Raw genomic sequence first — 20,355 nt, 5'->3', positions numbered from 1 at the left:
TGGATTCAGCTCCACACGGATTCCGGCGATGCTCACCCAGATCAAACAAGACGCGCAGACGCGCATGACCAAGAGCATCGATGCTCTGCGCCATTCCCTGACCACCGTTCGCACCGGCCGCGCCTCGCCGGCGCTGCTGGACGGCATCAAGGTCAAGGCCTACGGCACCGACACCCCCCTGAACCAGGTTGCCAGCATCAGCGTCTCAGAAGGCCGCTCGCTGGTCATCAGCCTGTTCGACAAGGGCATGATCAAGGACGTGGAAAAAGCCATTTACGCCTCGGACCTGGGCCTGACCCCGACCGTGGTCGGCACCGTGATCCGCCTGAACCTGCCGCCGCTGACCGAGGAGCGCCGCAAGGAGCTCAGCAAGTCGGTGCATGGCGAAGGCGAAGACAGCAAGGTGGCCATCCGCAACATCCGTCGCGATGCCAATCAGCAGGTCAAGGATCTGCTCAAGGACAAGGCCGTCACCGAAGACGAAGCCCGTAGCGCCGAGGACGACATCCAGAAGCTCACCGACAAGGCCATCAAGGATGTGGATGAGGTCGTCAAGGCCAAGGAACAGGAATTGATGACGGTCTGATCGTGGCATTTCCTGCCATGCATCCCGTCCCTTCTGCCGTTGCCGTGCCGCGCCACATTGCCATCATCATGGATGGCAACGGGCGTTGGGCGCAGCGTCGGCGTCGTCCACGCGTCATCGGCCACCGCGCCGGTGCGCGCGCGGTCAATCGCACCATCGATTTCTGCCTGGAAAAAGGCGTGTCGGCGCTCACCCTGTTCGCCTTTTCCAGTGAAAACTGGGGCCGTCCGCAGGATGAGGTCGACGCGCTCATGAAGCTGTTCCTGCATGCGCTCGACCGCGAGGTCGAAGAGCTGCAGCGGCGTGGCGTGCAGGTGCGCTTTATCGGCGATCGCAGCCGCTTCGCCGCACCGTTGCGCGACCGCATGGCCGGCGCCGAGCGCAGCACTGCCGCCAATTCACGGTTGGTGCTGAGCATTGCGGCCAGCTACGGCGGCCGCCAGGACATCGCTGCGGCTGCCCGCGCATTGGCCGAAGATGTCGCCGCCGGCCGTCTGCAACCTCAGCAGATCGACGAAGCGCTGCTGTCCAGCCGGGTCGCCCTGGCCGACCTGCCGGCGCCGGATCTGTTCATCCGCACCGGTGGCGATACCCGCATCAGCAATTTCCTGCTGTGGCAGCTGGCCTACACCGAGCTGTGGTTCACCGAAACCTTGTGGCCGGAGTTCGATGCCGGCGTGCTGCAGCAGGCTCTGGACGATTACGCCGGGCGCGAACGCCGCTTCGGCCTGACCAGCGCACAGATCGCCGACAAGGCGACGGAGACGTCCTCCGCATGACCAAGACCCGCGTGATTGCCGCGCTGATCATGGCGCCGCTCGCGATTTGCGCGATCGTGCTGCTGCCTACCCAATGGCTGGCAGCGGTGGCGGCGGTCCTGTTCCTGACCGGCCTGTGGGAGTGGCTCAAGCTCTCCGGCATCGACGACAGCCTGCCGCGCACCGTGCTGTTGACGCTCAACCTGCTGCTGATGGTGCTGATGGTGTGGGCCTCGGCCGGCTCCATGGTGCTGTTCCAGATTGCGGCGCTGGTGGGCGTTGCCTGGTGGCTGCTGGCGCTGCTGTGGCTACGTTTTTTCACCTTCGGCGCCGACCATGGCAATGGCCAGGCGCGTGCGCTCAAGCTGGCGGCCGGCACCCTGGCGGTGCTGCCGGCGTGGGCTGCGCTGGTGCTGCTGCATGCCAGCCCGGACAAGGGCAATCTGTGGCTGTTGACCGCGCTGACCATGGTCTGGGCGGCCGACTCTGGCGCGTATTTCGCCGGGCGCGCGTTCGGCAAGCACAAGCTGGCGCCGCGCATCAGCCCGAACAAGACCATCGAAGGCCTGCTCGGCGGGATGATTGCCGGCATTGCGGTGGCCTGCGCCTTCGGCTGGCTGGCCGGGCTGACCCTGGCGCACGTGCCGCAGCTGGTCCTGGTCGCGGCGGTCACGGTGCTGGCCTCGGTACTCGGCGACCTGTTCGAGAGCCTGCTCAAGCGCCACGCCGGTGCCAAGGACTCGGGCACGCTGATTCCGGGCCACGGCGGCGTACTGGACCGTGTCGATGGCGTGCTCGCCGCCCTGCCGGTGTTCGCACTCGGCAAGGAAATTCTCGGATTCTAGGCATGGCTGGCACTTCTCTCCGTCAGGTCGCCGTGTTCGGCGCGACCGGTTCGATCGGCACGTCGGCACTGGACGTGATCGCCCGCCACCCCGAGCGGCTGCGCGCCAGCGTGCTGTCGGCCGGCAGCAAGGTCGATGACCTGCTGGCGCTGTGTGCCATCCATCGGCCCGCACACGCGGTGATTGCCGACGAGGCGCTGTACCCGGCCCTGCGCGACGGCCTGCGTGCGGCCGGCCTGGCGACCCAGGCGCATGCCGGCACGGCGGCACTGGATGCGCTGGCCGGCAGCGATGCCTGCGATACCGTGGTGGCCGCGATTGTGGGAGCGGCTGGCTTGCCATCCACGCTTGCCGCCGCCCGCGCCGGCAAGCGTTTGTTGCTGGCCAACAAGGAATCGCTGGTGCTGGCCGGCGAGCTGCTGACCCACACCGCTGCAGCGGCGGGTGCGGAGATCATCCCGATCGACAGCGAACACAGCGCCATCTTCCAGTGCCTGCGCTCGTGTGACGCCGGCCGTGGCGTGCGTCGGGTGATCCTGACCGCCTCCGGCGGCCCGTTCCGTGGCTGGGACCGCGCCGCGCTGGGCACCGTCACGCCTGCGCAAGCCGTCGCGCACCCCAAGTGGTCGATGGGGCCGAAGATTTCGGTGGATTCGGCCACCCTGATGAACAAGGGCCTGGAAGTCATCGAGGCGCATCATCTGTTCGGGCTGCCGGGCGAGCAGATCGACGTGCTGGTGCACCCGCAAAGCCTGGTGCACTCGCTGGTGGAATTCGTCGACGGCTCCACCCTGGCCCAGCTTGGTCTGCCGGACATGCGCACCACCCTGGCAGTGGGTCTTGCCTGGCCGGAGCGGATCGAATCCGGGGTCGGCGGGCTGGATCTGCTCAGCCAGGGCCGGCTGGATTTCGAGGCCCCGGACACCGCTGCATTCCCGTGTCTGCGCCTGGCCTGGGACGCATTGCGCGCTGGCGGCACCGCCCCGGCGATCCTGAACGCGGCGAACGAAGTGGCTGTTTCAGCGTTTCTTCAGGGCCAGGTGGGTTTCCTAGCGATCCCTGCGTTGGTCGAACACACGCTGACAACGCTTCCGCGGCACAATGCCGACACCCTCGACACCCTGCTTTTTGCCGACGCGCAAGCCCGGCAAATCACTGAACGCGCCCTCGCCCACCACGCCCTTCATGCCTGATCGATCCACGCACGCGAGTTGCACCCATGGGTGATTTCATCGGTTCGGTCTGGTGGATGATCGTCAGCCTGGGCGTATTGGTGACCTTCCACGAATTCGGACACTTCTGGGTCGCACGCCGTTGCGGGGTCAAGGTGTTGCGCTTTTCGGTGGGCTTCGGCAAGCCGTTGTGGATGCGTCGCGACCGCCACGGCACCGAATTTGTAGTGGCCGCGATTCCGCTGGGCGGCTACGTCAAGATGCTCGACGAACGCGAAGGCGACGTGCATCCGGCCGAGCAGGATCAGGCCTTCAATCGCAAGACCGTGTGGCAGCGCATCGCAATCGTCGCTGCCGGCCCCATCGCCAACCTGTTGCTGTGCATGGCAATGCTGTGGGCCATGTTTGTGGTGGGCAAGCAGGATTATTCGGCCACTGTCGGCCGCGCCGATGGCCTGGCCGCCGAAGCCGGGCTGACCCCGGGCGAGCGCATCGTGCGCATCGACGGCCGCAGCGTGAGCAGCTGGAGCGATGCCAGCATGCAGCTCACCACCGCGGCAATGGACAAGCGCGACATCCGCGTCCTCACCGCTTCCGACACTGCCGGCAGCAGCGAACACACCTTGCGCCTGTCGCAGCTGCCGGCCGGTTTCGACGAACGCCGCGTGGCCGCGCTGGCCGGCATCGGCTGGCAGTTCATGTTGCAGCCGCCGGTGATTGCCGAAGTGGTCAAGGGCTCGGTGGCCGATGGCCTGCTCAAGCCGGGCGACCGCATCGTGGCCATCGACGGCCAGCCGATCCGTTCGGCCGAAGACATCATTCCGCAGGTGCAGGCGCTGGGCGCGCACGGTGGCCCCGGCATGATCGAAGTGGCGCGCGGCGAAGACCGCCTGGCACTGGAGATCGCCCCGCGCAAATCGCCGCAGGGCCAATGGATGATCGGGGTGCGCCCTGCCGCCGCACCCGCCCCGGAATACGACAGCCGCCAGCAATATGGGTTGTTCGCCGCGGTGCCGGCCGCGATCCGTGAAACCGGGCGGATGAGCGCCGATTCGCTGGGGATGATGAAGCGCATGCTCACCGGCCAGGCTTCGGTCAAGAACATCTCCGGGCCGGTCACCATTGCGCGCGCCGCCAATGCCTCGGCCGAACGCGGGCTCGACTGGTTTCTGTATTTCCTGGGGTTGCTGTCGCTCAGCCTTGCGATCATTAACCTGATGCCCATCCCGATCTTGGACGGTGGGCATCTGCTGTATTACCTTATCGAGTTGATCAAGGGTAGCCCGATCAGCGAACGGGCCATGATTGCCGGACAATATGTCGGCCTGGCGGTCCTGGCCGGGTTGATGGGACTGGCGTTCTACAACGACATCCTCGGCCTGGTTCCACGATGAAGCTGCTCCACTCTTTCCGCCTGTTGTCGTCGTCATACGCCGGCATCCAGCAACACCCGAATACGACTCCAACCGGATGTGACATGACGCGTCTTCCCACTCGCCGCCTGCTTGCCCTCGCTCTTGCTGCCGGCCTCAGCCTGCCAGCCGTTGCCCTGGCCGCCGAGCCGTTCGTTGCCAGCGACATCCGCGTCGACGGCCTGCAGCGCATCGCCTCCGGCACCGTGTTCACCTATCTGCCGGTGAACCGCGGCGACACCGTGGACGATGCCAAGGTGGCCGACTCGATCCGCGCGCTGTACCGCACCGGTTTCTTCGAGGACGTGCAGCTGGACCGCCAGGGCAACATCCTGGTGATCACGGTCAAGGAACGCCCGGCGATCAACAAGCTCACCGTGACCGGCAACAAGGACATCAAGTCCGAAGAGCTGCTCAAGGGCCTGGGAGACATCGGCCTGACCGAGGGCGGCACCTTCGATCGCCTGAGCCTGGACCGCGTGACCCAGGAACTGACCCGTCAGTACAACAACCGCGGCAAGTACAACGTCGAGATCACCCCGACGGTGAGCCCGCTGGACCGCAACCGCGTCGATGTGGCCATCGCGATCAAGGAAGGCAAGGCGGCCAAGATCCGCCACGTCAACCTGATCGGTACGGAAAAGTTCGCCAACGAGGACATCCTGGAAAACTGGGAATCCAAGGAGCACAACTGGGCCTCGTGGTACCGCCGCGACGACCAGTACTCCAAGGAAAAGATGTCCGGCGACCTGGAGAAGCTCAACGCCTGGTATCTAGACCGTGGCTACGTGGACTTCAGCATCGACTCCACCCAGGTATCGATCAGCCCCGACAAGCGCGACATGTTCGTCAGCGCCGGCGTCACCGAGGGCGAGCAGTACAAGATTTCCGAGATCAAGGTCACCGGCGACACCGTGCTGCCGCAGGCCGACATCGAGCGCCTGGTCATTCCAAAGACCGGCGATATCTTCTCGCGCGCGCTGCTGGAGTACACCTCCGATGCGATCACCAACACGCTGAGCAACGTCGGCTACGCATTCGCCAAGGTCAACCCGATCCCGACCCCCAACCGCGAGGACCGTACGGTTGCGGTGAACCTGCAGGTGGTGCCCGGCCCGCGCGTGACTGTGCGCCGCATCCTCTACAAGGGCAATAGCCGCACCTCTGACGAAGTCTTGCGCCGCGAAATGCGCCAGTTCGAAAACACCTGGTACTCGCAGGCGGCGATCGACCGTTCCAAGATCCGTCTGCAGCGTCTTGGCTACTTCGAGTCGGTGAACGTGGAAACCCCCGCGGTGCCCGGCAGCAACGACCAGGTGGACGTGATCTATGACGTCAAGGAAACCACCTCCGGCAGTTTCGTGTTCGGTCTGGGCTTCTCGCAGGCCTTCGGTGTGACCACCTCGGTGCAGTTGTCGCAGAACAACTTCCTGGGTGGCGGTAATCGTGTGGCGGTGGAAGCCTCGCGCAGCACCTTCCAGCAGCGGTACGCGTTCTCCTACACCAACCCGTTCTTTACCGACGACGGCGTGTCGCTGGGCTACAACCTGTCGTGGCGTTCGCTGGACTATTCGGACTTCAATACCGCGCAGTTCAACAGCAAGAACGGCTCGGCGCAGGTGGTGTTCGGCGTGCCGATCACCGAGAACGACACCGTCTCGGCAATGATCGGTGTGGACAGCAACCAGATCACCACCTTCCCCGGTACCACGCCGCAGGCCATTGTCGATTACATCAGCGCCATCGGTACGGATACCTTCAAGGCCGTGCGTACCGAGTTCGGCTGGGCGCGCGACACCCGCAACGACTTCTTCATGCCCACGCGTGGCATGTACCAGCGCGTCGGCCTGGAAACCACCCTGCCCGGCTCGACGGTCGAGTATTACAAGCTCAACTACCAGATCTCGAACTATTGGCCAATCATTCCGGCCTTGGTGTTGAACACGCGCTTTGAACTGGGCTACGGCGACAGCTACGGTAAGGACAGTAAGGCCGACATCTGTGGCGTAGTCACTAATGGGGCGCTGAACCAGCAGGCTTGTAACGGCACCAACCGTATCCGCAGCGTCACCGCTACCGGCCTGCCGTTCTACGAGAACTTCTACGCCGGCGGTACCAACTCGGTGCGCGGCTTCGAAGACAACACCCTGGGCCCGCGTTCGGAAGTCATCAATGGCTTCAACCGCGGCCAGCCGCTGGGCGGTTCATTAAAGACCGTAGGCTCGGTGGAAATGTATTTCCCCAAGCTGTTCGACAGCCCGTCGGCGCGCGTGTCGGCGTTCTTCGACTTCGGTAACGTCTATAGCGGCGTGGACAACTTCAAGGCCAACGAGCTGCGTGCCTCAACCGGTGTGGCGCTGTTGTGGCGTGCCCCGGTCGGCCCCATCTCGATCAGCTATGCGTTCCCGCTGAAGAAGGAAGACAACGACGAGATCGAGCGCCTGCAGTTCACCTTCGGCGGCCAGTTCTAACGATCACGCAAAAAAAAGGGCGGCCCGTCTGCGCGGGCCGCCCTTTTTCAGACAATCAAAACCAGCTGTGGGACCAATCGGAGACGGCAGACACGGTATCGCTCAGGCAGGCACCGATGTCGGAAGCCTGCGGGCACTGAAGCTGCTGCCCACCGATCGCACGGCCTTGATCGACATCGAAGGATTGGGCCGATGCCGCTGCGACCGCGCCCATCATGACCAGACCACCAAGGATGGAAAGAACGGTTCATATGCTTGCTCCTGGATTCGCCGCTTGATGGCGACAGGACCTGGATACCTAGGCTTTGTTGGGAACTGTTTAATGGTGTGTTCCCCCGTTAAAGCCGTCGCTCCGTATTTACAAGAGGTTCACCCTGATGCGCCTGACCGCCAGTGCAATTGCCGAACAATTTGGTTTGACCCTCGTCGGTGATGGCGCCATCGAAGTCAGCGGCGTTGCCACCCTGGCGCATGCCGGCGCCGGGCAGCTGAGCTTCCTGTCCAACCCGCGCTATCGCCCGCAGCTGGCCGAGACCCAGGCCGCACTGGTGGTGTTGCGCGCCGACGATGCCGAGGCAGCCAAGGGCACCGCGCTGGTCGCCAAGGACCCGTACACCGCCTTCGCCAAGATCGCCGCGCTGTTCGACGTGGCGCCGGTGCGCGCGCCGGGCATCCATGCGTCGGCGGTGATCGACCCCACCGCGCAGGTCTCGGCCACCGCGCATGTGGGCCCGTTCGTCAGCATCGGTGCACGCAGCCGCGTGGGCGATGGCTGTGTGATCGGCACCGGCAGCATCATCGGCGAAGACTGCGTGGTGGACGACGGCAGCGAACTGCTCGCCCGCGTCACCCTGGTCACGCGCGTGCGGCTGGGCAAGCGCGTGCGGATCCACCCCGGCGCGGTGATTGGCGCCGACGGCTTCGGCCTGGCGATGGATGCCGGCCACTGGATCAAGGTGCCGCAGTTGGGTGGGGTGGTGATCGGCGACGATTGCGAAATCGGCGCCAACACCTGTATCGATCGCGGCGCGCTGGAAGACACCGTGCTGGAAGAAGACGTGCGCGTGGACAACCTGGTGCAGATCGCCCACAACTGCCGCATCGGCGCGCACAGCGCGATTGCCGGCTGCACCGGCATTGCCGGCAGCGCCAAGATCGGCCGTTACTGTCTGCTCGGCGGGCATGTCGGGGTGGTCGGGCACCTGGAGATCTGCGACAAGGTGGTGATCACCGGCAAGTCGGTGGTGCGCAATTCCATTCACGAGCCGGGCGAGTATTCGTCCGGCACCCCTCTCACCGACAATCGCACGTGGCGCAAGAATGCCGCGCGCTTCAAACAACTCGATGCGCTGGCAAGGCGCATCCTGGCTGTGGGCAAGGAGAAAGAATGAGTCATCCCGTTTACGAGCTGCCGATCGACGTCAACCAGATCCAGACGCTGATCCCGCATCGCTATCCGTTCCTGCTGATAGACCGGGTCATCGAACTGGACCTGGAGGCCAAGCGCATCGTCGGGCAGAAGAACGTCAGCATCAACGAGCCGTTCTTTCAGGGCCACTTCCCGACCCGCCCGGTGATGCCGGGCGTGCTGATCATCGAAGCGCTGGCGCAGGCCGGCGGCGTGATGACCCAGCTCGGTCTGGGCCGCGATGCGCTGTCCAAGCTGTTCTACATGGTCAAGGTCGACAACGCGCGCTTCAACAAGCAGGTAGTGCCGGGCGACGTGCTGATCCTGGAGGTGCAGATGAAGCGCCTGATCCGCAACATGGGATGCTATTACGGCGAGGCCAAGGTCAACGGCGAAATCGTGGCCAGTGCCGAAGTCATGTGCGCCGGCGCCAGGGAATAACCCGTTTTTGGAGGTGAGACACGATGCGTGATCAAGCAACCTTGATTCATCCCACCGCCGTCATCGACCCGTCGGCGCAGCTGGCCAGCGACGTGCGCGTGGGCGCCTTTTCGCTGATCGGCGCCGATGTCCGGATCGATGCGGGCACCGAGGTGGGGCCGCATTGCTCGATCCACGGCCCGACCACCATCGGCCGCAACAACCGCTTCATCGGCCACGCGGCCATTGGCGGCGAACCGCAGGACAAGAAGTACGCTGGCGAGCGCACCGAACTGGTGATCGGCGACGGCAACGTCATCCGCGAATTCGTCACCATCAACCGCGGTACCGGCGGCGGCGGCGGCATCACCGTGGTCGGCAACGACAACTGGATGCTGGCCTACACGCACGTGGCGCACGACTGCCATGTCGGCAACCACTGCGTGTTTTCCAACAACACCACGCTGGCCGGCCACGTCACCGTGGGCGACTACGTGATCATCAGCGGCTTTGCCGGCGCGCATCAGTTCTGCCGCATCGGCGCGCACGCCTTCCTGGGCATGGGCGCGCTGACCAACGGCGACGTGCCGCCATTCACCATGGTGGGCAGCGAATCGCTGGGCCGCCCGCGCGGCATCAACAGCGAAGGGCTCAAGCGCCGCGGCTTCGACGCCGAACGCATCACCGCGATCAAGCGTGCCTACCGCACGCTGTACGTGGCCGGCCTGCCGCTGGCCGACGCCAAACTGCAGCTGGCCGAACAGGCCAAGAGCAGCGACGACGTGCGCGGGATGCTTGAGTTCATCGAAGCGGCAGAACGGCCGTTGTTGCGATGAATATCGGGACCGGGGACCCGGGACCCGGGATCCGGGAAAAGCAGCGCCTAGACGCAGTTGCTGTGCCGGGTCCCGGGTCCCCGGTCCCCGGTCCCGTGCCCCGCATCGCACTGATCGCCGGCGAAGCCTCCGGCGACATCCTGGGCGCGGGGCTGATCGAGCAGTTGCGGCTGCGCTATCCGACTGCCGAATTTGTCGGCATCGGCGGCGATGCGATGCGTGGTGTCGGTTGCCAGACCTGGTTCGATGCCAGCGAGCTGGCGGTCATGGGCCTGACCGAAGTGCTGCGGCACCTGCCGCGCCTGCTCAAGCTGCGCAGCGCGTTCCGCGAGCGGGTGCTGGCGTGGAAGCCGGACGTGTTCATCGGCATCGATGCGCCGGACTTCAATCTTCCGGTGGAGCGCTGGCTCAAGCAGCGCGGCATCAGGACCGTGCATTACGTCAGCCCGTCGGTCTGGGCGTGGCGCGAGAAGCGCGCCGAGAAGATCGGCGTCAGTGCCGACCTGGTGCTGTGCCTGTTTCCGATGGAGCCGCCGATCTATGCCAGGCACGGCATCGATGCGCGCTTCGTCGGCCACCCGATGGCAGACGACATCGCCTACCAGGCCGATCGCGCAGCCGCGCGCGCCAAGCTCGGAATTTCTGCCTCCAGCACCGTGCTGGCGGTGCTGCCGGGCAGCCGGCATGGCGAGATCAGCCGGCTCGGCGATACGTTTTTCCAGGCCGCCTGGCTGGTCTCCGAGCATCTGCACAACCTGCACGTGCTGGTGCCGGCGGCCAATCCGGGCTGCAAGCAATTGCTGGCCGAGCAGCTCTCGCGCTCGTCGCTGCCGGTGATGCGCTCGCACCTGCTCGACGGCCAGGCACGCACCGCGATGCTGGCCGCCGATGTGGTGCTGCTGGCCTCCGGCACCGCCACGCTGGAAGCCATGCTGGTCAAGCGGCCGATGGTGGTCGGCTACAAGGTCGCGCCGCTGACCTACCGCATCGTCAAGACGCTGGGCCTGCTCAAGGTCAACCGCTACGCGCTGCCCAACATCCTGGCCAACGACGACCTCGCCCCCGAGCTGATGCAGGACGACTGCACCCCGGAACGGCTATGCGTGGCCCTGCTGGACTGGTTCAAGCACCCGGAAAAGGTCGCCGCCCTGCAACCGCGCTATCTCGCCCTGCACGCCGAACTGCGCCGCGACGCCTCCGCGCGCGCGGCCGATGCGGTGGCGGAGCTGCTTGAGGGCCGGGATTCGGGAGTGGGGATTCGGGATTCGTCAGGAGCAACGGCATGACCGACCCCCGCCAGCCGCCCTTGTTTGGCCAATCCCAAATCCCGAATGCCGAATCCCGGATTTTGACCGCCGGCGTCGACGAAGCGGGCCGCGGCCCGCTTGCCGGGCCGGTGGCGGTGGCTGCCGTGGTGTTGGACCCGAGCAAGCCGCGCATCAACGGCCTGGACGATTCCAAGCAGCTCACGGCCGAGCGGCGGGAGCAGTTGTATGCGCGCATCGTGGACCGGGCGCTAGCCTGGTCGGTGGTGTTGATCGACAGCGAAGAGATCGACCGCATCAATATCTATCAGGCCACCATGCTCGGCATGCGCCGCGCGGTAGAAGGTGTGGCGCATGTGGCCGGGTTCGCGCGCATCGACGGCAACCGCGTGCCCAAGGGGCTGCCCTGCCCGGCCGAGGCCTTGATCGGCGGAGACGCGCTGGACCGCGCCATCATGGCCGCCTCGATCGTGGCCAAGGTCACCCGCGACCGCCTGATGCACGAGCTGCACGCGCAACACCCGCAATACCGCTTCGACCAGCACAAGGGCTACAGCACCCCGGTGCATCTGGCCGCGTTGCAGAGCCATGGGCCCTGCCCCCAGCATCGGCGCAGCTTTGCACCGGTGCGATTGGCGCTGGAGGGTCGGGACCCGGGACCAGGGACCCGGGACCCGGAACAGCTGCGGATCGTGCAACACGCCGGCGCCGTCTAGGCACGGACCGGCGCCCCACCGCCCGTGCAGGAAGCGATGCGCGGGCTTTCAACCAGGCGATCCACCGCTGTTCCGGGTCCCCGGTCCCGGGTCCCGCCACCCCACCTGTCAAGCCTTGTTCGCCTTCGCCCCCGCCGGTACCCTGACCACGCATTATTCCGGTCTCGCATGTCCACTTCCCGCTTCGTCCATCTGCACGTCCACACCGAGTTCTCGCTGGCGGATTCAACCATCCGTGTGCCCGAGAAACCGGATCAGGCTGACCCGAAGAAGGCCAAGCAGGCCAACCTGCTGAGCCGCGCGGTCGAACTCGACATGCCTGCGCTGGCAGTGACCGACCTCAACAACCTGTTTGCGCTGGTCAAGTTCTACAAGGCCGCCGAAGGCGTGGGCATCAAGCCGATCGCCGGCGCCGACGTGATGATTGCCACGCCGGACATGACGCCGTGGCGCATGACCCTGCTGTGCCGCGACCGCGAGGGTTACCTGAGCCTGTCGCGGCTACTGACGCGCGCCTGGATGGAAGGCCACCGCCCCGAGGGCGGCGTGGCGATCCATCCGGAATGGCTGCAGGCCGGGCACGCCAACCTGTTCGCGCTGGCCGGCCGCGACAGCCTGGCCGGGCGCCTGTTCAACGAGGGCCGCGCGGACCTGGCCGAGCAGCAACTGGCCGACTGGCAGCGGGTGTTTGGCGATGGCCTGCATCTGGAACTGACCCGCACCGGGCGCGATGGCGAAGAACGCTTCAACCAGTTCGCGCTGCACGCAGCCGGCGTGCGCGGGCTGCCGGTGGTCGCCAGCAACGATGTGCGTTTTCTGTACGCCAGCGACTTCAACGCGCATGAGGCACGCGTGTGCATTTCGTCGGGCCGCGTGCTCGACGACCCCAAGCGCCCTCGCGAGTACAGCGACCAGCAGTACCTGAAATCCAGCGAGGAGATGGCGGCGCTGTTCGCCGACATCCCCGACGCGATCGACAACACCCACGCGTTGGCGCAACGCTGCAACATCGAGATGCGGCTGGGCACCTACTTCCTGCCCGCCTACCCGGTGCCGGAAGACGAGACGCTGGACAGCTGGATCCGCAGCCAGTCGCGCGACGGTCTGGCCGCGCGTCTGGAAAAGAGCCCGCTCGCGCCCTGCAAGACCCGCCAGGACTACGTGGACCGGCTGGAATTCGAGCTGGACACCATCATCAAGATGGGCTTCCCCGGCTACTTCCTGATCGTGGCCGACTTCATCCAGTGGGGAAAGAACCAGGGCATTCCGATCGGCCCGGGCCGCGGTTCCGGTGCCGGCTCGCTGGTGGCCTGGGCGCTGCAGATCACCGACCTGGACCCGCTGCCGTACAACCTGCTGTTCGAGCGCTTCTTGAACCCCGAGCGCGTGTCGATGCCCGACTTCGACATCGACTTCTGCATGGACCGGCGCGACGAAGTCATCGACTACGTGGCGCGCAAGTACGGCCGCGAGCGCGTCAGCCAGATCATCACCTACGGCACCATGGCCGCCAAGGCGGTGGTGCGCGACGCCGGGCGCGTGCTCGGTTTCACCTATGGCCTGGTCGACAGCGTTGCCAAGCTGATCCCCAACATCCTGGGCATCACGCTCAAGGATGCGATGGGCGAAGGCAAGGATTCGGAGATGGCCTCGCCGGACCTGATCCAGCGCTACCAGGTCGAAGACGACGTGCGCGACCTGATGGATCTGGCGCGCCAGCTCGAAGACCTCACCCGCAACGCCGGCAAGCACGCCGGCGGCGTGGTGATCGCGCCCGAGCCGCTCTCCGAGTTCTGCCCGCTGTTCGCCGAACACGACGAAGACGGTCGCGGCAAGAATCCGGTGACCCAGTTCGACAAGGACGACGTCGAAGCGGTGGGCCTGGTGAAGTTCGACTTCCTCGGCCTGCGCACGCTCACCATCATCGATTGGGCGGTGAAGGCGATCAACGTGCGCCACGCGCGCGCCGGCATCGACCCGGTCGACATCACCACCATTCCGCTCGACGACGTGCCCACCTACAAGGGCGTGTTCGCCTCGGGCAGCACCGGTGCGGTATTCCAGTTCGAATCCTCGGGCATGCGCCGCCTGCTCAAGGACGCGCGCCCGGACCGGTTCGAAGACCTCATCGCGCTGGTGTCGCTGTATCGCCCCGGCCCGATGGACCTGATCCCGGACTTCAACGCGCGCAAGCACGGCCAGCAGGAGATCGTGTACCCCGACCCGCGCACCGAAGCCATCCTGAAAGACACTTACGGCATCATGGTGTACCAGGAGCAGGTGATGCAGATGGCGCAGATCGTCGGCGATTATTCGCTGGGCGGTGCCGACCTGCTGCGCCGTGCGATGGGCAAGAAGGTCCCGGCCGAAATGGCCAAGCACCGCGAAATCTTCCGCGAAGGTGCGGCCAAGGGCGGCGTGAGCGCGGCCAAGGCCGACGAGATCTTCGACCTGATGGAGAAGTTCGCCGGCTACGGTTTCAATAAATCGCACGCTGCCGCGTATGCGTTGGTCAGCTACCAGACCGCGTGGCTGAAACGGCATTACCCGGCCGAATTCATGGCCGCCACGTTGTCCTCGGACATGGACAACACCGACAAGGTGGTCGGCTTTCTCGATGAGGTGCGCAACCTCGGCCTCACCGTCAAGCCGCCGCGCGTCAACGAATCTGCATACATGTTCGAGGCTGCCACCCCGGACACCATTCAATACGGCCTGGGCGCGATCAAGGGCGTCGGCCAGGGCGCGTGCGAGGCCATTGTCGAAGAGCGCCAGCGCGGCGGCCCGTACACCACGCTGCTGGATTTCTGCACGCGCGTGGGCACCGCAAAGCTCAACCGGCGCACGCTGGAAGCGATGATCAATGCCGGCGCGATGGACGGGCTGGGCAAGAACCGCGCCTCGCTGATGCTGCAGCTGCCCGAAGTGATGAAGGCCACCGAGCAGATGGCGCGCGAACGTGCCTCGGGCCAGAACTCGCTGTTCGGCGGGCCCGACCCGAGCGCGCCGGCAATGCGCCTGGACCTGCCCGAAAGCAAGGAATGGCCGCTGGGCCAGCTGCTCACCGGCGAACGCGAAACGCTGGGCTTCTACCTCAGCGGCCACCCATTCGACCCGCACCGCGAGGAAGTGCGCGAGCTGGTCGGTTGCGACCTGGGCGCGCTGGAAAAGATCCTGGCCTCGCAACAACGTGGCGGCGGCGGTGGAGGCGGCGATGGCGAAAAACGCGCCTGGCGCCCGGAAGTCAGCGCCATCCTGGCCGGCCAGGTGATCGGCGTGCGCCGCAAGGGCGACAGCCAGGTATTCGTGCAGCTCGAAGACGGCCGTGGCCGGGTGGAATGCAGCGCGTTCTCCGATGCGATGGCCGAGTTCGGCCACCTGCTCACCCGCGACCGCATCCTGATCGTCAAGGGCGGCCTGCGCGAAGACGAATTCAACGGCGGCTACAGCCTGCGCATCCGGCAGTGCTGGGACTACGAGCAGATCTGCGCCGACCACGCGCAGCGCCTGTCGCTGCGCCTGGACCTGCGCGAGAAGCAGGCCTTCAAGCGCATCGACGCGCTGCTGGCCAAGCACCGCCCCGGCAAGACGCCGCTACGTCTGGACCTGCTGCTGCGCGACCAAAATGGCGGTGTGGCCGGCATGCTCGACCTCAACGGCAGCCACTCGGTGCGCATCGACCAGCAACTGATGGACAGCCTGCGCGCGGACCCGGCAGTGCGGACGTTGAAGATCAAGTACAGCCCGCCGTGGGCGTGAGGGGCCGGGATTGGGCATTCGGGATTGGGGATTCGGGATTGGGGATTCGCAAGAGCAGCACTGCGACTTCGGCACTGCAGTAGACCGCTGTTGCGAATCTCGAATGCCCAATCTCCAATCCCCGCCGCGCAACCGAACGGCTGCGTACGGGCCAGCCACACCGCTTCAGCTACACTCCCCGCCTTACGTTGACGACGCCATTGCATGAATCCTAACTACCTCGACTTCGAGCAACCCATCGCCGATCTGGAAGCCAAGATCCAGGAACTGCGCAACGCCAGTACCGGGCCTGCAGTCAACGTGGAGACCGAAGTGCGGGCGCTGCGCGACAAGGCGCGCGTGCGCACCGCACAGATCTTCCGCGACCTGTCGTCGTGGCAGATCTCGCAGCTGGCGCGCCACCCGCAGCGCCCGTACACGCTGGACTACATCGGCACCATCTGCGACGAATTCCAGGAACTGGCCGGCGACCGCGCCTATGCCGACGACAAGGCCATTGTGGGCGGGCTGGGTCGCATCGACGGGCGCCCGGTGGTGATCATCGGGCACCAGAAGGGCCGCGATACCAAGACTAAGGTGGCACGCAACTTCGGCATGCCGCGGCCCGAGGGCTACCGCAAGGCGTTGCGCCTGATGAAACTGGCCGAGCGTTTCCGGCTGCCGCTGCTGACCTTCATCGATACCCCCGGCGCCTATCCGGGCATCGGTGCCGAAGAGCGCGGCCAGTCCGAGGCGATCGCGCGCAATCTTCTGGAAATGGCCGAACTCAAGATCCCGGTGATCTGCACCGTGATTGGCGAAGGCGGCTCCGGCGGCGCCCTGGCGATCGGCGTGGGCGACCGCACCTTGATGCTGGAATACGGCACCTACTCGGTGATTTCGCCCGAAGGCTGCGCCTCGATCCTGTGGAAGGACGCGGGCAAGGCCAAGGATGCCGCCGAACAGCTCGGCCTCACCGCCAAGCGCCTGAAGGGCCTGGGCCTGGTCGACAAGGTGATCCGCGAACCCACTGGCGGCGCGCACCGCAATCCCGAACAGATGGGCAAGCGCCTGAAAGCCGTGCTGCTCAACGAGCTGGACGCGCTGGAAAAGATCCCGGTGGATGCGTTGCTGCAGCAACGGTACGAGCGCTTGCGCAGCTACGGTGCCTACGAAGGGCATTGATCCGCATGCACGATGACCGGCCGCGCCAGGTGCGCGGCCTTGGAAAGGACGCCCCACCCGCATGTCTCCGCTTCTGCTGATTTCGCTGCTGCTGCAGGCCGCCTGCTGCATCCACGTCGTGCGCAGCGGTCGCCCGCTGTACTGGATCTTCCTGCTGTTGGCATTTTCGCTGCTGGCGGTGCTGGTCTACGTGTGCGTGGCGGTGATCCCCGATCTGCGTAACGACCCCAACGCACGCCGCAGCCTCAAGCGCGTGCGCGGCACCCTGGATCCGCAGCGCGAACAGCGCGATGCGGCGCGCCGCCTGGATGTGGCCGACACCCCGGAAAATCGTCGTCAGCTCGCCGAGACCTTGCTGGCGCGCGGCGATTACGCACAGGCGGCCGAACATTACCAGGGCGCATTGCGCGGGCTGTATCGCGACGATCCGCACCTGATGCTCGGCCTGGCCAAGGCCCAGTTCGGGCTGGGCCAGCCGCAACAGACGCGGCAGACCCTGGATGCCCTGATCGCAGCCAACCCCAGCTTCCGTTCGCATGACGGGCACTTGCTGTATGCGCGTGCGGTCGAGGACAGCGGCGACAGCGACGCCGCGCTGCACGAGTACGAAACGCTGGCCCAGGGCTATCCCGGCGAAGAGGCGCGCGTGCGCTATGCACAACTGCTGCAACGCATCGCACGCCCCGACCAGGCCAAGGCGGTCTACGAACAGGTGCTGCGTCACGCCGGCGCATCGCCCAGGCATTACCAGCGCGAGCAACGTGCCTGGGTCGAGCAGGCGCGCAGGGGCCTGCGCGAATTGGACCCAGGCGCGTGAGCGCGGCCTGAGTCAATCGTTACAGGCGTGCGCAGGCGCGTTGCGACATACGCTCAGAACGGCTTGGCCAGCACCAGCCAGATCACGCCGACCAGCAGAATCACCGGCACTTCGTTGAACCAGCGCAACGCCCGGCCACTGGGCACTGCCCGCCCCTGTTCGGCGCCTTTGACCCAGCGGCCGGACACGATGTAATGGGCAAAAATCAATGCCACGGCAAACAGCTTGGCGTGCAGCCAGCCGCCGGCGACCATCGTCGGGAAATCCGGGATCACCCGGTAGCCCTGCCACAACACCGCGCCCAGCAGCAGCGCCAGACCAAGCATGCTGTGGCCGAATTTGTACAGCCGCCGCCCCATCAGCACCAGGCGCGCGCGCACCGCAGTGTCGTTTCCGGCTTCGGCGATATTGACCAGGATGCGCGGCAGGTAGAACACCGCGGCCATCCAGGCGATCACGAACAACAGATGAAAGGTCTTGATCCACAAATACAGGGTCATGCGCTGGCTCCACTGGCTCGCGTAGGATGGCCCGCATTTTCACCTATCCGCACGCGCGAAAGCAGCTGACGTCCATGCAGCAGTCCGACCAGAAACAGTACGACGCCCACTATTTCCGCCGCTGGTATCGCGATGCCGGCCTTGCCGACCCTGCCCGGCTGCGACGCAAGGTCGCACTCGCCGTAGCCCAGGCCGAGTACTACCTGGAGCGGCCGATCCGCAGCGTGCTCGATGTGGGCTGCGGCGAAGCGGCATGGCGCGCACCCTTGCTGGCGTTACGGCCGAAGCTGAGCTATCTGGGCTTCGACAGCAGCGCCTACGCCGTCCAGCGTTATGGCCGCAGCCGTCAGATCCACCCCGCCCGCTTCGGCGATTTCGCCTGGCTGCGCCCCTGCGCACCGGTGGACCTGCTGATCTGCTCGGACGTACTGCATTACGTGCCCACCCGCGAATTCAACCAGGGCCTGCCCGGACTGGCCGAGATGTGCGCCGGGGTGGCATTTCTGGAGGCGTTCGCACAGGAAGATGCGTTCGAAGGCGATCACGACGGCTTCCAGGCGCGACCGGCGCGTTGGTATCGCAAGCGCTTCGCCAGCGTGGGCTTCGCTGCGCTCGGGTCGCACTGCTGGTTGTCGCCGCAATTGGCTGGAGAGACGTCTGCGTTGGAGCGTGGCTGAGCAGATTCGCTTGAGTATGCGTGGGCTTCGCCCCGTACCCTCACCCCAACCCCTTATCTCTTGGCGATCTGCCAGATTAGGTGTCGAGAGCCGGCGTGGTCGACCGATAACCCACAGGTCTAAACAACCGCGGGAGAGCGAGGTCGCCACGCCGGGATCTCCTGGCAAACGCCCGAACAGTTGCTGGAGTTGGCACTCGTAACGATCAGGCTGGGCAGCCCAGGAGAGCTCTCGACCCTTCGAGCATAGCGGAGTTTTTCCATGGCATACGGCGTAGGTATCGATGTCAGCAAGCAGTGGTTGGATGTGCATGTGCATGGCTGCAAAGGCGAACGGCGCTTCCCCAACACGGCGGCAGGTCTGCGCCAGCTGCGCAGCTGGCTGGGACACATGGAGCTGCACCAGGTGGTACTGGAAGCCACGGGCGGCTACGAACTGGCAGCGTTGGATGCGCTGCATGCGGCCGGCCTGCCGGTGGCGCGTGTGAACCCTCGCCAAGCGCGTGACTTTGCCAAGGCCATCGGCCAACTGGCCAAGACCGACACCTTGGATGCGCGTGTGCTGGCGCAGATGGCGATGGTGGTATCACTCACGCCCTACCAGCCGCTGGAAGGCTGGCGCCGTCAGCTGCGCGAGTACCAGCAGCGCCGCACGCAGGTGTTGGCGACGGTGCAGCAGGAGCGCCAGCGGCTGTCTCAACTGACCGATGTGTGGCTGCGCAAGCGGGCGCAGGCCGGCGTGCGGCAATGGCAAAAAGAGCTGGCGGAGTTGGATGCGCGCATCGCCCAACAGGTGGCTGCACGTGCCGAGCTGGAGGTGCTGGTCCAGGTCAAGGGCGTCGGCCCGGTGCTGGTCGCGACCTTGGCGGCGCAGCTGCCCGAGCTGGGCCGTCTCACCGGCAAGGCGATCGCCAAACTGGTCGGGGTGGCGCCGCTGGCACGCGACAGCGGCACGTTGCGCGGTGCCCGCAGCATCTGGGGAGGACGCGCCTGCGTGCGGCAAGTGCTGTACATGGCGGCGCTGGTGGCGGTGCGCTTCAACCCGGCCCTGCGCGAGTTTTACCAGCGGCTACGCACGCAGGGCAAAGCGGGCAAGGTCGCCCTCGTGGCGGCGATGCGCAAATTATTGGTCATCCTCAACGCCAAGATGCGAGATCAACTGGCGGCTAGCGCCGCCAGTTGATCAAGACAGTTGCTCTCCCGCAGGAGAGGGGCTTGCTTCTGCAGGCCTGATGTCATCCGGCCGCCTAACGCGATCTTCCAGCCGCGCGAGCTGTTCCTTCTCCCCTCGGGAGAAGGTGCCCCGCAGGGGCGGATGAGGGTACGGGCGAAGCCTCATGCAGTTTGAATGGACGTGGGCTTCGCCCCGTACCCTCACCCCAACCCCTCTCCCGCAGGAGAGGGGCTTACTTCTGCAGGCCCAACGTTGGCTGCTGCCGAACGCGATCTTCCAGCCGTGCGAGCCATCCGGAAGACCACAAACAGCAGCAAATAACGCTGCTTGTGCCTGCCATAGCTTCCGTGACAGCCTCAACCGTCCGCAGCCCCAT

At 65.7% G+C, this 20,355-nt stretch carries 17 protein-coding genes; 16 read left to right on the top strand and 1 reads right to left on the bottom strand.

The genetic code is table 11. From position 1 onward, the window contains the following. Positions 1 to 28: 28 nt before the first annotated feature. The 14 genes from frr to M3O59_RS07055 all read left to right on the top strand — a co-directional run bounded on the left by frr (position 29) and on the right by M3O59_RS07055 (position 17,629). Positions 29 to 586 (top strand): ribosome recycling factor, encoded by a 558-nt coding sequence (frr, locus tag M3O59_RS07120; RefSeq protein ID WP_116906161.1) that lies wholly within the window; start codon positions 29 to 31, stop codon positions 584 to 586. Between the two features lie 17 nt (positions 587 to 603). After that, a complete protein-coding gene (uppS, locus tag M3O59_RS07115) occupies positions 604 to 1,365 on the top strand; it encodes a polyprenyl diphosphate synthase (RefSeq protein WP_064631856.1) in 762 nt (253 codons plus the stop codon). Beyond that, on the top strand, positions 1,362 to 2,189 hold the full coding sequence (locus M3O59_RS07110) for a phosphatidate cytidylyltransferase (RefSeq protein ID WP_064631858.1): 828 nt from the start codon (positions 1,362 to 1,364) through the stop codon (positions 2,187 to 2,189). Before uppS ends, M3O59_RS07110 begins: the two co-directional genes overlap by 4 nt. A 2-nt stretch (positions 2,190 to 2,191) precedes the next feature. Next, entirely contained in the window at positions 2,192 to 3,382 is a 1,191-nt protein-coding gene (locus M3O59_RS07105; RefSeq protein ID WP_116906162.1) for a 1-deoxy-D-xylulose-5-phosphate reductoisomerase, read from the top strand. 26 nt (positions 3,383 to 3,408) lie between these two features. Further along, complete coding sequence (rseP, locus tag M3O59_RS07100; protein WP_116906163.1) at positions 3,409 to 4,755, top strand: RIP metalloprotease RseP; 1,347 nt, start codon at positions 3,409 to 3,411, stop codon at positions 4,753 to 4,755. An 83-nt stretch (positions 4,756 to 4,838) separates the two neighbouring features. Further along, positions 4,839 to 7,244, top strand: a complete 2,406-nt coding sequence (gene bamA, locus M3O59_RS07095) for an outer membrane protein assembly factor BamA (protein WP_181920591.1) — start codon at positions 4,839 to 4,841, stop codon at positions 7,242 to 7,244. A gap of 377 nt (positions 7,245 to 7,621) precedes the next feature. Beyond that, entirely contained in the window at positions 7,622 to 8,635 is a 1,014-nt protein-coding gene (lpxD, locus tag M3O59_RS07090) for a UDP-3-O-(3-hydroxymyristoyl)glucosamine N-acyltransferase (protein WP_116906165.1), read from the top strand. Then, complete coding sequence (fabZ, locus tag M3O59_RS07085) at positions 8,632 to 9,093, top strand: 3-hydroxyacyl-ACP dehydratase FabZ (protein ID WP_064631869.1); 462 nt, start codon at positions 8,632 to 8,634, stop codon at positions 9,091 to 9,093. The genes lpxD and fabZ overlap by 4 nt, the downstream gene beginning before the upstream one ends. A gap of 23 nt (positions 9,094 to 9,116) precedes the next feature. Further along, positions 9,117 to 9,908 carry an acyl-ACP--UDP-N-acetylglucosamine O-acyltransferase gene (gene lpxA, locus M3O59_RS07080; RefSeq protein WP_116906166.1) on the top strand — a complete coding sequence of 264 codons (792 nt, stop codon included), beginning with the start codon at positions 9,117 to 9,119 and terminating at the stop codon, positions 9,906 to 9,908. After that, complete coding sequence (lpxB, locus tag M3O59_RS07075) at positions 9,905 to 11,194, top strand: lipid-A-disaccharide synthase (RefSeq protein WP_249045888.1); 1,290 nt, start codon at positions 9,905 to 9,907, stop codon at positions 11,192 to 11,194. Before lpxA ends, lpxB begins: the two co-directional genes overlap by 4 nt. Then, entirely contained in the window at positions 11,191 to 11,889 is a 699-nt protein-coding gene (locus tag M3O59_RS07070) for a ribonuclease HII (protein ID WP_116906168.1), read from the top strand. Before lpxB ends, M3O59_RS07070 begins: the two co-directional genes overlap by 4 nt. A 168-nt stretch (positions 11,890 to 12,057) precedes the next feature. Next, entirely contained in the window at positions 12,058 to 15,648 is a 3,591-nt protein-coding gene (gene dnaE, locus M3O59_RS07065) for a DNA polymerase III subunit alpha (RefSeq protein ID WP_116906169.1), read from the top strand. A 204-nt stretch (positions 15,649 to 15,852) separates the two neighbouring features. Next, positions 15,853 to 16,812: an acetyl-CoA carboxylase carboxyltransferase subunit alpha gene (locus M3O59_RS07060; RefSeq protein WP_064631877.1), complete on the top strand. Its 960-nt coding sequence runs from the start codon at positions 15,853 to 15,855 to the stop codon at positions 16,810 to 16,812. Positions 16,813 to 16,873: 61 nt separating this feature from the next. Continuing rightward, positions 16,874 to 17,629, top strand: coding sequence for a tetratricopeptide repeat protein (locus M3O59_RS07055; protein ID WP_116906170.1), 756 nt, complete (start codon positions 16,874 to 16,876; stop codon positions 17,627 to 17,629). 53 nt (positions 17,630 to 17,682) lie between these two features. Here M3O59_RS07055 and M3O59_RS07050 read toward each other — a convergent pair whose 3' ends face one another. Next, positions 17,683 to 18,129, bottom strand: a complete 447-nt coding sequence (locus M3O59_RS07050) for a CopD family protein (protein ID WP_249047073.1) — start codon at positions 18,127 to 18,129, stop codon at positions 17,683 to 17,685. Between the two features lie 74 nt (positions 18,130 to 18,203). Between M3O59_RS07050 and M3O59_RS07045 the strand changes: the two genes are divergently transcribed. Together M3O59_RS07045 and M3O59_RS07040 are read left to right on the top strand one after the other, a co-directional pair. Continuing rightward, the gene (locus tag M3O59_RS07045) at positions 18,204 to 18,806 is read left to right on the top strand and encodes a methyltransferase (RefSeq protein WP_181920592.1); all 603 of its coding nucleotides are present in this window, start codon (positions 18,204 to 18,206) and stop codon (positions 18,804 to 18,806) included. A 261-nt stretch (positions 18,807 to 19,067) separates the two neighbouring features. After that, entirely contained in the window at positions 19,068 to 19,988 is a 921-nt protein-coding gene (locus M3O59_RS07040) for an IS110 family RNA-guided transposase (RefSeq protein WP_249061058.1), read from the top strand. Positions 19,989 to 20,355: the final 367 nt, after the last annotated feature.

It is taken from the genome of Xanthomonas nasturtii (assembly GCF_023337365.3).
GTDB classification, from domain to species: domain Bacteria; phylum Pseudomonadota; class Gammaproteobacteria; order Xanthomonadales; family Xanthomonadaceae; genus Xanthomonas; species Xanthomonas nasturtii.
This window is presented reverse-complemented; position numbering and strand designations above follow the sequence as displayed.